This is a genomic window from Nostoc sp., from assembly GCF_036916985.1.
Lineage (GTDB): Bacteria > Cyanobacteriota > Cyanobacteriia > Cyanobacteriales > Nostocaceae > Nostoc.
This window is the reverse complement of sequence record NZ_JBALFD010000092.1, coordinates 49,540-63,767: the sequence shown is the minus strand read 5'-3', so window position 1 is coordinate 63,767 and position 14,228 is coordinate 49,540. Positions and strand designations below refer to the sequence as shown.

At 44.8% G+C, this 14,228-nt stretch carries 11 protein-coding genes; 10 read left to right on the top strand and 1 reads right to left on the bottom strand.

Annotated elements, in window-relative coordinates; genetic code table 11:
- The first annotated feature begins 3 nt into the window (after positions 1 to 3).
- The 7 genes from xseA (at position 4) to V7L07_RS29695 (ending at position 10,092) form a co-directional block, all read left to right on the top strand.
- Positions 4 to 1,272 (top strand): exodeoxyribonuclease VII large subunit, encoded by a 1,269-nt coding sequence (xseA, locus tag V7L07_RS29725; protein ID WP_335062854.1) that lies wholly within the window; start codon positions 4 to 6, stop codon positions 1,270 to 1,272.
- Positions 1,265 to 1,492: an exodeoxyribonuclease VII small subunit gene (xseB, locus tag V7L07_RS29720; protein ID WP_099102361.1), complete on the top strand. Its 228-nt coding sequence runs from the start codon at positions 1,265 to 1,267 to the stop codon at positions 1,490 to 1,492. The genes xseA and xseB overlap by 8 nt, the downstream gene beginning before the upstream one ends.
- Positions 1,493 to 1,652: 160 nt before the next feature.
- Positions 1,653 to 3,989, top strand: a complete 2,337-nt coding sequence (locus tag V7L07_RS29715; protein ID WP_335062852.1) for an ATP-binding protein — start codon at positions 1,653 to 1,655, stop codon at positions 3,987 to 3,989.
- Positions 3,986 to 4,459 carry a response regulator gene (locus V7L07_RS29710; RefSeq protein WP_335062850.1) on the top strand — a complete coding sequence of 158 codons (474 nt, stop codon included), beginning with the start codon at positions 3,986 to 3,988 and terminating at the stop codon, positions 4,457 to 4,459. The genes V7L07_RS29715 and V7L07_RS29710 overlap by 4 nt, the downstream gene beginning before the upstream one ends.
- 103 nt (positions 4,460 to 4,562) lie before the next feature.
- Positions 4,563 to 4,820: a response regulator gene (locus tag V7L07_RS29705; protein WP_335062980.1), complete on the top strand. Its 258-nt coding sequence runs from the start codon at positions 4,563 to 4,565 to the stop codon at positions 4,818 to 4,820.
- Positions 4,820 to 4,954, top strand: coding sequence for a hypothetical protein (locus V7L07_RS29700; RefSeq protein WP_335062848.1), 135 nt, complete (start codon positions 4,820 to 4,822; stop codon positions 4,952 to 4,954). Before V7L07_RS29705 ends, V7L07_RS29700 begins: the two co-directional genes overlap by 1 nt.
- Before the next feature lie 608 nt (positions 4,955 to 5,562).
- Positions 5,563 to 10,092: a PAS domain-containing protein gene (locus V7L07_RS29695; protein ID WP_335062846.1), complete on the top strand. Its 4,530-nt coding sequence runs from the start codon at positions 5,563 to 5,565 to the stop codon at positions 10,090 to 10,092.
- 6 nt (positions 10,093 to 10,098) lie between these two features.
- Here V7L07_RS29695 and V7L07_RS29690 read toward each other — a convergent pair whose 3' ends face one another.
- Positions 10,099 to 10,254, bottom strand: coding sequence for a hypothetical protein (locus V7L07_RS29690; protein WP_335062844.1), 156 nt, complete (start codon positions 10,252 to 10,254; stop codon positions 10,099 to 10,101).
- A 638-nt stretch (positions 10,255 to 10,892) separates the two neighbouring features.
- On the opposite strand from V7L07_RS29690, the gene V7L07_RS29685 reads away from it, so the two are divergent.
- The 3 genes from V7L07_RS29685 (at position 10,893) to bioF (ending at position 13,599) form a co-directional block, all read left to right on the top strand.
- The gene (locus V7L07_RS29685) at positions 10,893 to 11,651 is read left to right on the top strand and encodes a sucrose-phosphate phosphatase (RefSeq protein WP_335062842.1); all 759 of its coding nucleotides are present in this window, start codon (positions 10,893 to 10,895) and stop codon (positions 11,649 to 11,651) included.
- Positions 11,651 to 12,283, top strand: coding sequence for a Holliday junction branch migration protein RuvA (gene ruvA / locus V7L07_RS29680; protein WP_069069384.1), 633 nt, complete (start codon positions 11,651 to 11,653; stop codon positions 12,281 to 12,283). The genes V7L07_RS29685 and ruvA overlap by 1 nt, the downstream gene beginning before the upstream one ends.
- Positions 12,284 to 12,408: 125 nt before the next feature.
- A complete protein-coding gene (gene bioF, locus V7L07_RS29675) occupies positions 12,409 to 13,599 on the top strand; it encodes an 8-amino-7-oxononanoate synthase (protein WP_335062840.1) in 1,191 nt (396 codons plus the stop codon).
- The last annotated feature ends 629 nt before the right edge of the window (positions 13,600 to 14,228 follow it).

Below are 14,228 nucleotides of genomic sequence, written 5' to 3'. Positions count from 1 at the left end.
TTGATGACTTCCGACCTTCCCGACTCTTTGATACTCGATACAGCGCTTTCGGTATCTGGATTAACTGACTATATCCGCTTGCTGTTAGAGCAAGATGAACAATTGCGGCAAGTTTGGGTAACTGGCGAAGTTTCCAGCGCTAACAACCATCGCAGTGGGTTATTTTTTACGCTGCAAGATCCCGATCGCACCGCCGGAATTAAGTGTGTAGTATGGAATAGCCAATTGCCAAAACTCGCCCAAATGCCTGTTCCTGGTGAGCAAATAATCATTTTGGGTAGTATTCGCGTCTATCCGCAACGGGGAGAGTATCAGTTATCAGTTTGGCAGACTCTACCTGCTGGTGTTGGTTTGCAGGCGCTACGCTATCAACAACTCAAAAATCGTTTGCTAGCTGAGGGGTTGTTCGACGCGCAAAGAAAGCGATCGCTCCCCACTCACCCCCAAACGATCGCTGTTGTCACTTCCCCAACGGCTGCTGCTTGGGGTGATATTCAAAAAACTCTCAAGCAAAGGTATCCAGGTTTACACGTTTTATTTTCTCCAGCTACAGTACAAGGTGAGCAAGCACCGGAATCTATCGTCAAAGCAATTGAGCGGGTGGAAAGAGATGGACGCGCCGAAGTGCTAATTTTATCGCGGGGTGGTGGCGCGGTGGAAGAGTTGGCTTGCTTTAATGATGAACGAGTGGTGCGATCGCTTGCTAGTTGTTCTATTCCTGTAATTACTGGGATCGGCCATCAACGAGATGAATCTTTAGCAGATTTAGTCGCAGATGTATGTGTGCATACACCAACTGCGGCGGCGGAAATGGTAGTGCCATCACTTTCAGAGTTGTATATTGAACATCGCCAGCGAGTTGTGGCTTTACATGAGGCGGTGCATGACTTTAAAGAAAATGCTGAGAATAAACTGCAAGTATTACGGAATCGTTTGCGACGTTTGCGGCTAGATCGGCAAGTGCAGCAGGAGGTGGAAAAGCTAGCTTGGAAGCGTCAGCATTTGGTGCAAATTACGACGGGGCGATCGCAGCAAGCAAGGCAGCATTTAGAGTTATTGCGGCAGAAGTTGGCTAGTCTTGACCCGAAAGCGGTGTTACAGCGTGGTTATGCGGTGGTGAGAAGGGAAGATGGGGCGATCGCTCGTTCGGCGGCGGAGTTGGAAGCGGGAGAAGAGTTAGTGATTCAGTTGGGGCAGGGTGGGGTTAAAGTGAAGGTTATGGAAGTAAACGAACCGCCAAGACGCAGAGGACGCAGAGAGTTGAATGGTTAAACGTAAGGGTGCTTCTAGTTCTGAGGAAGGTTGGAATTACGAGGCGAAGGTTGCTGAGATAGAGGGAATTATTACTCGCATTGAGGCGGGTGAGTTGGAATTGGAAGCTGTATTTGACCAATTTGCCACTGCTGTGGAATATTTGCGTCAGTGCGAAGGTTTTTTGCAGCAGCGACAACAGCAGGTAGATTTGTTGATTGAAACATTAAGCCAAGAGTAGAAGCCAAAGCCTCAGTTTGAGTCTAGGCTAGTAGTGTGAATAGAGGAGTTTGCTTTTAAGTGAGGTACAAAATGCAGGACTCAAAATCTCAGATATAAAGAGTTTCTGCCTACTGCCTCCTTGAAATCAGAGTTCTAATGAGGAGTTGGATAAACAGAGAATGACTGATGAGATCATTGATTTGACAAACTGCGATCGCGAACCTATCCACATTCCCAGTTTGATCCAGCCTCACGGGGTTTTACTGGTTTTGCAAGATCCTACCCTGGAAATCCTTCAGGTGAGCAGCAACACCCAGGAAGTTGTTGGTCATCAACCTGATGACTTGCTGGGCAAGCCGCTATCAGATTTACTCAATGTCAAGCAGATTAAACTAATTCAACAATGTCTGGCAGAGAATTTTGAGAGCGTTAATCCCCTCAATTTGTCTATCAAATATCAAAACAAATCAATTTATTTTGATGGTATTATACATCATTTAAATAATATTATTATTCTAGAATTAGAGCCGAAAAAAGCGAAATATAAAACAGGCTTTTTTGACTTCTATCAACAGGTAAGAGGAACCATTACCCGTATTCAGAAAGCACCAACGTTGCTAGAAATGTGCCAGGTTGTGGTGAAAGAAGTCCGGCGAATCACTGGCTTTGATCGCGTTATGGTCTATAGATTCGATCGCGAAGGGGCAGGTAGTGTCATCGCTGAAGACACCAATCAGGAAACGCTCTATTTGGATTTACACTATCCGCCCTCTGATATTCCTAAGCAAGCCCGACAGCTATACACCCTTAACTGGCTGCGGCTGATTCCAAATGCCAGCTACCAGCCTGTCACCTTAATTCCAGCGAACAATCCTTTAACAAATCAACCGTTGGATCTCAGTCTCTCGGTGTTGCGGAGTGTTTCTCCGATTCATCTAGAGTACCTGCAAAATATGGGCGTGACCGCTTCCATGTCTATTTCCCTGATGCACGAACAAAAGCTTTGGGGATTGATTGCCTGTCACCATTCGTCACCCAAATATATTTCTTACAATATCCGCACCATCTGTGAGTTCATTGGACAGGTGATGTCTGTGGAACTGGCAAATAAAGAAGCAAGTGAAGATATTGATTACAAAAGTCAATTAAAGTCATTACAAACTCAATTTGTGGAAGGGTTGTCTCAGGCTGAGTATTTCCTGGATGGCATGGTGCAAATGAAATCTCAATTACTGAATCTGGTCAGCGCCACGGGAGCGGTGATATGTAGTGGCGAGCAGTATATTAAAGTGGGTAAAACGCCATCTGAGTCAGAGATACACGCCTTACTTGATTGGATTAAACCTCAACTGCATCATAACTTGTTTGAGACGCGATCGCTCACGAAAAATTACCCTGCTGCCGAGTCATTTAAAGCGATCGCTAGTGGCGTGTTAACCCTGGAAATTTCCAAAGTTCACCACAATTACATTCTCTGGTTTCGCCCAGAGGTAATTCAAACTGTGAATTGGGGCGGCAACCCCAACAAGCCTGTGGAAGTTTTCTCAGATGGCAGCTTAAGAATGTCTCCTCGCAAATCCTTTGAATTATGGGAAGAAACGGTGCAAGGATCTGCCCTACCCTGGAAACCCTGTGAAGTTGAAGTGGTTACTGAACTACGAAGCCTGATTGTGGGCGTTGTGTTACGGCAGGCAGATAAACTAGCATCGATGAATTTTGAATTACAACGGAGTAACGAAGAACTTGATTCTTTCGCTTATGTTGCCTCCCATGACCTGAAAGAACCGCTACGGGGTATTCACAACTACGCTAACTTCTTAATGGAAGACTATGCAGACGTACTAGATAGCGATGGAATGGCAAAACTGCAAACCTTGGTGCGGCTGACGCAGCGAATGGAAGACTTGATCAATTCCCTCCTGCATTTCTCGCGGTTGGGACGCGCCGAACTGATCCGGCAACCAGTGAATCTGAATGAGTTAGTGCCCCAGATAATCACTACCTTGACCATTTCCCGACCGCAGAGCGAAGTTGAGTTTCGGATTCCTCAACCCCTGAAGAGCGTTCAAGGCGATCGCGCTCAGATTAACGAACTCTTCAGCAACCTGATTAGTAACGCCATTAAGTACAATGATAAACCCCAGAAGTGGGTAGAAATTGGTTTCATCGAATCGGGGCAAACCAAGCAAATCTCAAAAGAGTTTCTTCCCCAGTCCCCAGTCCCCAGTCCCCATTACCCCTTATCCCCAGAGGGGACCCCACCATCCCCAGTCCCCAGTCCCCAGTGCTTCTACGTTCGTGATAACGGCATTGGCATCCCCCAAGAGCATCTCGACAAAATCTTTCAAATCTTCCGCCGCTTACATGGACGGGATGACTTTGGCGGTGGGACTGGAGTAGGGTTAACCATTGCCCGCAAAATTGTGGAACGTCACGGTGGTAGAATTTGGGTGGAATCTACACCTACTGAAGGTAGTACGTTTTACTTCACTCTGTCGGCGGAGGCAAATACATGAGTCGAATTTCAGCCTCCCTTATGCAGGAAACGCCACTACTTTTAATTGTCGAGGATAGCAACGAAGACTTTGAGGCACTGCAAAGATTTCTAGGGCGTTCTACCATTGCGATCGCTATTCAGAGGTGTGTGAATGGAGAACAAGCGTTAGCATTCCTTTATCGCACTGGCAGCTATGTGGAACGCGAAAGTGCGCCCCGTCCTGGCTTGATTGTGCTTGACTTGAACCTGCCCGGAACCGATGGACGAGAAGTGTTACGCCGGATTAAACAAGATGACAACTTAAAGATGATTCCGGTGGTGGTGTTTACGACCTCTAACAATCCCAAAGATATTGAAGTATGCTATCAATACGGTGTCAACAGCTACATCGTTAAGCCAATCAATTTTGCTCAACTGAAAAGAGATATTCAGATGCTTGTGGAGTATTGGTTTGAAGTGACGACGCTGCCTGATTATCCCAAGGATTAGTCATGAGTCAGAGATCGCGCATTGTCTTAATTGTTGATGATTCGCCAGAAGATCGAGAACTCTATCGGCGCTATTTACTGGGTGACCAGGATATTCACACACCATTTTAGAGGCGACACTTGTTAAACAAGGTCTGGAACTTTGGCAGCAACATCAGCCAGATGTGGTTTTACTGGATTATCGACTGCCCGATCTGGACGGACTGGAATTTCTGGCTCGGTTACAATCCTGTCTGCAACAGCCTTGCTTGCCTGTGATTATGGTAACAGGACAGGGCAATGAAGCGATCGCAGTTCAGGCGATGAAAGTCGGCGCACAAGATTATTTAGTCAAAGGGCCGCCCCGCGATCGTGGCAGTTGATGGAAATTGAATTACTGCAACAACTTGCAGTTCACCTGGGAATTGCCCTCCAGCAAGCTAATGCTTATGCCCAACTAGAGCAGCAGAGTGAAGTCCGTTATCGTGCCATTGTTGAAGATCAAACAGAAACCTAACCTACGTAAAAGTTGAGTTTTAGGCTTAACTAAACTGTGTTGACTTATATCTATTTTACTTATTGAGCATATTTGCAATTGTGATAACAGCGATCGCATTCGGTTTATATATCCTGCCATTGCTCTAATCTCATGCTGAGTAAAAAAACGATCCTTCAGACTGCAAAGCTTAGGGAGTAAAGAAAAAGAGGGTTTTAAGATTTTTACATAGATGCCCACAATCATAACTAATAAATCAGATATAGAAATCCGAATTCAAACGTGAGATTATAATCACCTATTGATAAGCTTCCCAGCAATTTAATTTCTCCTAGATGATTTAAAATTACTATGACGATCTTCATCGATAATTTGTATTAATGAGTAAATATTTATAATTATTCTCTGGGAAAAGTGATATAAATTTCACAAGTAAGCAGAAATAAAATTATACATTAAAATTATCAAACAAGTTAATGCAAAGCAGATGTAAATAGCGATCCAATAAATCTATCAAATATGGTAAAATCCTGGCATTATGAGGTTTTTAGGATTTAGTGAAAAATGTCAATTTTTATATGCCAACCTGCGGAATGTGGGTTAACATCTACCTGATTAATTAATTCACAATGTCTCAGCAACAGCGCACTCTTTTAATTGTCGATGATTCCCCAGAAGATCGAGAACTCTATCGGCGGTATTTGCTGCGCGATCGCGAATCTTCTTACACTATCCTAGAAGCGACGTTGGGACAACAAGGGCTAGAACTTTGGCAGCAACATCAGCCCGATGCTGTGTTGCTTGATTATCGACTGCCCGACATGGACGGACTGGAATTTCTGGTACGATTGCAACCCTCGACCCAACAGCCTTGCCTACCTGTGATTGTCGTCACCGGGCAGGGCAATGAGGCGATCGCAGTTAAGGCGATCAAAGCGGGTGCACAAGATTATATTGTCAAAGAGCAAATCACCTCAGAAGGGCTGCAAATAGCAGTCAATGGGGCAATTGAAACAGTGCGGCTACGCAACCAACTACAACAGCGGATTGAACGAGAGCGCGTAGTCTCTCATATTACCCAGAAAATTCACCAATCGCTGAATCTGGATGAGATTCTTCAAACAACTGTAGGCGAAGTCAGAGAATTTCTACACACCGATCGCGTCTTGGTTTTTCAGTTAAAACCTGATGGCGATGGCACAGTAATATCAGAATCAGTTGGGGCACAGTGGCGATCGCTGCTCTCCCGCACTATGTATGATCCCTGCCTCGCGGAGAACTACCTTGCATGGAATCCGTCGGAAACTGTCAGCTACGATACCGCCTTTGTCGAAAATTATATCCAACGCTATCGTCAGGGTTACGTAACGGCAATATTTGATATTCAGGATAGCAGTATTGATCCCTGCCATGTTGAATTGTTGGCTCAGTTTCAAGTAAAAGCTAATCTGGTTGTGCCGATTATTTACGATGACCACTTTTGGGGGTTGCTAATTGCTCATAACTGTGCAAATCCTCGAAGGTGGCAACCCTTAGAGATCGACTTGCTCAAAGAACTGGCGATTCAAGTTGGCATTGCAATTCGACAGGCGGAACTCTATCAGCAGGTACAGAATGAACTGACCGATCGCAAACGGGTAGAAGCAGAATTACGGGAGAGCGAAGAATGGCTGCGATTGTCACTGTCAGCCTCTCGAATGGGAACATGGAACTGGAACATCCAGACGGGAAAAATTTCCTGGTCGGATAACCTGGAAGCCTTATTTGGACTGGAGCCAGGAGAGTTTGACGGCTCATTTGAGATGTTTGCCGCGCGAGTTCACCCTGACGATCGCGATCGCGTGCTGGCAGCCGTCGATCGTGCTGTCGCCACTGGAGAAGATTATGACATTGAATTTCGGGTAGTATATCCCAATGGTAAAATTCGGTGGGCACTGAGCCAGGGCAAGGTGCTATACGACCAACACGGGCAACCGATTCAGATGGCAGGTATCGATCTCGATATCACCGAACGCAAACAGTCAACCGAAACTCTGCGCGAGAGTGAGGAACGTTTTCGGCAGCTTGCAGAAAATATTGATGTGGTGTTCTGGATCAAAGAAGTGTTGGAAAATCGAGTTAGCTATGTCAGTCCTGCATATAAAAAACTGTGGGGATTGAACCCGCAGGAATTGTATCAAGGACAACAAGCATGGGTCGATCGTATTCACCCAGAGGATCGAGAAGCGACAGACAGAGCGTTTCATGAAAAAGCTGTCGCAGGTAACTTTGATGAGGAATATCGGATTATTTTACCCGATGGCAGTATTCGCTGGGTTCACGATCGCTGCTTTCCCCTACAAGATGAAACAGGAGAAATTTATCGGTTTGCCGGGATTGCTGAAGACATCAGCGATCGCAAGCAGATAGAGCAAGCGCTGCGAGACAGTGAAGAACGCTTCCGCACATCGGTTGAAAATATGCTGGACTGCTTTGGTGTATACCGTGCTGTGCGGAATCAGCAGGGACAGATTGTCGATTTTGTGACTGAATATGTCAATGATGCGGCTTGTTTCAACAATCAAATGACTTATGAGCAGCAGATTGGGCGGGGGTTGTGTGAATTACTACCAGGGCATCGTGAAAGTGGATTGTTTGATGAATATTGCCAGGTAGTAGAAACAGGACAACCGCTGATTAAAGACAGCCTAGTTTATGAAGATGAGTACGGAAAACAACGCTTAGTTAGAGCCTTTGATATCCGCGTGGCTAAATTTGGAGATGGATTTGTTGCCACTTGGCGAGATATCACCGTTCGCCAACAAACCGAAGAAGCCCTGCGCCAGAGTGAAGAATTTAAGAACCGCATTTTAGAAAGCAGTTCTGACTGCATCAAAGTATTAAGCCTTGATGGGCGGCTCCTGTACATGAATACAGGCGGGCTTTGCTTAATGGAAATTGACGACTTAAATTCCCATCTCAATACTGAATGGCTCTGTTTCTGGGAAGGCAGCTATCGACAACAGGCAGAGGAGGCACTCGCTGCCGCTAAAACAGGCGAAGTCAGAATTTTTCGCGGATACTGCCCAACTGTAAAAGGTACTTCCAAATGGTGGGAAGTGGTCGTTAGCCCGATTCTGGATGCTTTTGGGCAGATGGAACGAATCTTATTGATTTCACGAGACATCACCGAGCGCAAAAAGACAGAACTCCTATTGCAGGAGAGCGAAGCCCGATTGAAACTAGCATACAAAGCTACGCGATCGGGAGTATGGGATTGGGACATTAGCCGCAACATAGCTCATGTATCTGAAGAGTACTGCAATCTGTTAGGGTTTGACCCAACTACACAGGAAGTCAGCTTTGAAGAGTGGTTAAACCGCCTGCATCCAGACGATCGCACCTCAGCCAATGAAATAGTGAATCATACTATTCAGCAACAGCAAGAGTATTATGAAACTTATTACCGCATTTTACACCCTGATGGCATTCGCTGGTTAGCAGCTAGAGCTAAGGTTTTCTATGATGCTGTGGGTAATGGGGTAAGGATGCTGGGCAATGTGCAAGATATCACCGATCGCAAACAGGTAGAGGAAGAATTACGACAAAGTGAAGAACGCTACCGCTACCTAGCAGAGGCGATTCCGCAACTTGTTTGGACTTGTAATGCCAGTGGTTGGTGCGATTACGCGAATCAACGATTGTGTGACTATACCGGATTGACCTTTGAACAGATTTTAGGGCAGGGTTGGTTATCAGCCGTTCATCCAGACGATAGACAAGCGGCTCAATCTATGTGGAATAATGCTGTGGATCGTGGCAGTAGCTATCGTCACGAATACCGCTTTAAAAGAGTTGCTGATAGCAGCTACCGTTGGCATTTGGTACTGGGAATGCCGCTAAAAGACCAACAGGGGCACGTAATGAAATGGTTTGGCACCTGCACAGATATTCACGATCAAAAGCAACTGGAAGTCCAACGCAATCGCCTACTTGCCCAAGAGCAAGCAGCCAGAGTCGAAGCCGAACGCACCAATCGGATCAAAGATGAGTTTTTGGCTGTTCTTTCACACGAATTGCGATCGCCTCTCAACCCAATTCTCGGCTGGACAAAACTGCTACAAACCCGAAAATTTAGTGAAGCCAAAACAGCCGAAGCCTTAGCCACCATTGAACGCAACGCCAAATTGCAAACTCAACTGATTGATGACTTACTCGATGTCGCCAAGATTCTGCGCGGCAAACTCAGCATCGAGGCTACTCCTGTGAATCTGGCATCTGTCATTGAATCTGCGATCGACACGGTAAGAACCGCAGCTGTTGCTAAATCAATTCTGTTGCATCCGGTACTGCCGAACATTGGGCAAGTCTCTGGAGATCCTAACCGCCTGCAACAGATCGTTTGGAATTTACTTTCTAACGCGATCAAATTTACCCCTAACGGAGGACGGGTAGAAATCCGACTACAGCCAGTCGATAATCAGGCAGAGATTACCGTCAGTGATACGGGCATTGGTATTAACCTTGAGTTTCTCCCGCATATTTTTGAGTCATTCCGTCAGGAAGATGTCTCAATTACTCGCAAGTATGGGGGGTTAGGATTGGGGTTAGCGATCGTCCGGCAGTTGGTTGAGGCTCACGGCGGCACGATCACAGCTGATAGTCCAGGTGTTGGCTTTGGAGCCACCTTTACAGTCCAGTTACCACTGCTGAATATTGAACCGGAAATCAAGCAGCCAGATGAGTTGCCACAACCAGCACTCGAACTTACAGGGATTCGAGTTCTCACAGTTGATGATGATGCCGATGCCCGTGAGTTATTAACAGTATTGCTTGCTGAATACGGAGCAGAAGTCTTGACTGTTGCCTCTGCGGCAGAAGTTTTAGCAAATCTGGAGTCCTTTAAACCCGATGTTTTAGTCAGTGATATTGGGATGCCCGAAGTTGATGGTTATTCCCTAATTCAACAGATCCGCACTTTAACCCCCGAAAAAGGCGGAGAAATTCCCGCGATCGCTTTGACTGCTTATGCCAGAATTGATGATTACGAACGAGCTATAACCAGTGGTTATCAACGACACGTTACCAAGCCTCTCGATCCAGAAGAGTTAGTTCAAGCTGTGGTGGCACTGGCGCAGACTCAACTAAACAATACCATTCCTCAAAATGATTCGGTTTAACTCTTTTTAAATATTTAGACGAATGAGGCGATCGCCACTCTCAAGAGGCGGAATGTCGGAGGTAGAATCAGTTGGAGTTGGATGTTGTGGAGACGTGTTGACCACGATCGCAGGCAGTAGAGGTAGGTGGTTTAATTGATTGTATCGTAGTGCATTAAGCAAAAGAGACGTAGCACTAAGTCTCTACATTATTTTTTGGTGCTATATTTCTTTCGACATCCCTCAAATCTAAACATTAGTTGTCAAAATTTGAGCGTTTGCAGCTAATGTTCTTCCATGTATAAGAAACGCTTAAGCATTTGCAGCAAATGTATAATTAGTTGTTGCAAATGCTTAATGCTTTGCAGCTAATGTTCTTCCATGTATAAGAAACGCTTAAGCATTTGCAGCAAATGTATAATTAGTTATTGCAAATGTTTAATACTTTGCAACAAATGCTCCTCCATGTATAAGAAAGGCTTAAGTATTTGCAACAATCATTGTAATGAACTTATAAATCTATTTATTACGTGAAATATAAAAAACTCTAGGTTTCAACATAGATGAGGTTTAACAGCCATTCTAAGAAGCTACTGTGTACACACAATTCCTAAAAACCTAGTTTGATGAGCATTGACTCGTTCCCATGCTGCGCCTGAAAATGCATTCATTGAGTCTCTGACTCAATGAATGCTGACAATCATTGCAACTACCTTTAACCCCGAATTGAATCTCTGGCATATTTTGTTTTCAACAAGCAAGCCTCTTGTAAAAGTATCTTCACGCGTTAGAATAACGAAATTTTGCAAGAGGTCTTAATTATGAAACCATTTCTGTTTGTAACAGACTTAGATGACACCCTCGTATATCGCACCGTCGGCGATGATAGCGCTTTACCAGAACTGAATCAACTGCTGAGTCAACATCGCCAAGAATACGGGACTAAAATAGTTTATTCTACCGGGCGATCGCCTCTACTTTACAAAGAACTCCAAGCTCAAAAAAATCTTTTGCAACCAGATGCCCTCGTACTTTCTGTGGGTACTGAAATTTACCTCAATGGTACTGACACACAAGACTCAGATTGGGCAGAAATCTTATCTCCGGGATGGGAACGCGAAGCAATATTATCTGTTACAGACAAATACCATGACTTAGTACGGCAACCAGATTCAGAACAGCGTCCTTTTAAAGTCAGCTTCTTTTTAAAACAAAAAGCATCTGCAAATGTTCTACCACAACTTGAAGCGGAGTTGCAAAAATATAAATTAAATGTAAAGTTAATCTACAGTAGCGATATAGACCTTGACATTGTACCCCGCACCAGCGATAAAGGTCAAGCAATGCAATTTTTACGCCAGAAGTGGAAATTTGCAGCAGAACAAACAGTTGTCTGTGGTGATTCAGGTAATGATATTGCTTTATTTGCTGTAGGCAATGAACGGGGAATCATTGTGGGGAATGCCCGCAAAGAGTTACTCCAATGGCACAATGAGTATCCCGCAGACTACCGCTACCTGGCAAAAGGTTTTTGTGCAGGTGGAATTATCGAAGGCTTACATTATTTTGGTCTCTTGTAATGATTAGTTATCTAAAAGGTATAGTCGCTGGTATCCAAACAATTGGCGCTAATCGCGTGATTCTGACTCTGGAAGTGAATGGCTTAGGGTATGATTTGCAAGTTCCCCAACGGCTAGCAAACCAGTTACCAGAGTCAGGAGGAGTGGCGCAAATTTTTACCCATTTGCAAATTCGGGAAGAAGTGCCCTTTCTCTATGGCTTTGCTTCGCCATCCGAACGCGACTTATTTCGCCACTTGCTGACTGTCACAGGTATTGGTGCAGCCTTAGCGATCGCCCTCCTGGATACTCTGGAACTACCAGATTTAGTCCAAGCAATTATCGCTGGCAACACACAAATCCTCATTCAGGCTCCAGGTGTGGGCAAAAAAATCGCTGAACGCATCTGTTTGGAACTGAAAAGCAAATTGGTCGAGTGGCGCAAATCAGCCGGGTTCTTCGTCGCCACAGGCGGGCCTGCACCAGGAATTCTCGAAGAGGTGCAAATGACCCTCTTCGCCTTGGGATATACTGCCCATGAGGTCAGTCACGCCCTGCACGTAGTCAGCGAAGACATCGGACTACCGAAAGATGCCTACGTCGAAGATTGGATTAAACAAGCGATCGCTCATCTCAGCAGCGAACAAGTTTAATTGTCATTTGTCATTGGTTATTCTCCCCCTGCCCCCCTTATGCCCACTGACCGAAAACAACTCATGATACAAGTCCCTAAATTTATTTATTATTTATAGGGATCATTAATTTTGAATTTTGAATTTTGACTTTTGAATTCGGAGCGAAGCGACGCGACCCTTATGCCTGGCTAGAACAGTCCTTAGCAACAATTCATCGGGCAGACTGGTATCGTTTAGTACAACCTATCGATGGTCGTCCGGGTGCAACGGTGGTTTTAGCTGGGCAAGAGGTAATTAATTTTGCCAGCAATGACTATTTGGGATTGGCTGGGGATGAGCGGTTGATGGCAGCGGCGACGGCTGCGATCGCCCAATTTGGCACTAGTAGTACTGGTTCTAGATTACTCAGTGGGCATCGGGAATTACACAGGGAGTTAGAAGAGGCGATCGCATTTACCAAACAAACAGAAGATGCCTTGGTATTTAGTTCTGGGTATCTAGCCAATCTGGGTGCAATTACCGCTCTTGTAGGCAAGCGTGATTTAATTCTCTCTGACCAGTACAATCATTCCAGTCTGAAAAATGGAGCAATTCTCAGTGGTGCAGCATTTGTAGAATACCCGCACTGTGATATGGCAGTATTAAAAACTCAGTTGAGTCAACAGCGGCAAAACTACCGACGCTGTTTGATTCTTACTGATAGCGTCTTTAGCATGGATGGCGATTTATGTCCAATGACTGCACTCTTGGATCTTGCTGATGAATTTGGCTGTATGGTGCTAGTCGATGAAGCTCATGCCACTGGTGTACTAGGAAAAACTGGCGCTGGGTGTGTCGAACATTTTGGGTGTACGGGAAAGCCATTAATTCAAATTGGTACTTTAAGTAAAGCTTTGGGTAGTTTAGGCGGATATGTGGCAGGAAGTAGCGCCCTAATCGACTTTTTGCGGAACCGCGCACCCACTTGGATTTACACCACTGGGCTTTCACCTGCTGATACGGCGGCAGCCTTAGCCGCAATCAAGATAGTGCAACAAGAACCGCAACGCCGGGACAAATTGTGGAAAAATGTACATTACTTGAAAAATTTGCTGCAACAACAGTTACCCAATCTAAAATTACTGCCTTCAGAATCACCAATATTATGTTTTCAATTGCCTAGTGCCAAAGATGCCCTCCAAGCTGGAAAACAACTAAGAGATGCTGGCATTTTTGCCCCAGCCATTCGTCCTCCCACAGTGCCCACAAGTCGGATCAGAATATCTATAATGGCAACTCATGAAGCAGCACATATTGAAAAATTGGTAGCAGTGCTAAAGGATAAGCTGTTGTGATTATAGTTCGCACATTGAGGCGGCAGGAGAGCAGGGTGCAGGGTGCAAGGGAGAGGATTTACAGGTTTTGCCTAATCATGCTTGTGATGCAATTTGCAGGTGCAACAGCTTATCAATAATCTTGCCTAAGCGGTAGGGGTACAGCAATGCTCATTGGTGTCAACTTAACGTGAAAGCTAGCTAGCCTAGAACCAGCTTCTAGATTGTCTCGTTCCTAGTCTCCGACTGTAAACGAGAGTTTGAAAAAGGTTTCAGCTTAAGTTGACACGTATGAGCATTGCTGTGCCCTGATGACAGATGTGGTTTAAATACATGAAAACTGCTGTAATTACGATTCATTTTAATTCACCCACATCTTTTAGTCAGATTTGCGTTGGAGATGAAACCAGAAGATATATCAGATAAAAATCATCTTTGTTTTGGTATTTGTTATAAACTTGGGTTACAGCATTTTTTAAATTGAGTATTATATCATCAGCAACCCAATGTTATGAATATAGAAGATTAATGATAAGTTCTGGCTATTCTTACTTACTATATAACCGAGTAATTAACCTCTAACGAAAGAAGTTTTTTTAATAAATAAAAATCTATCTGTAGATAAGTTACTAAAACTTGTAAGCTAGCTT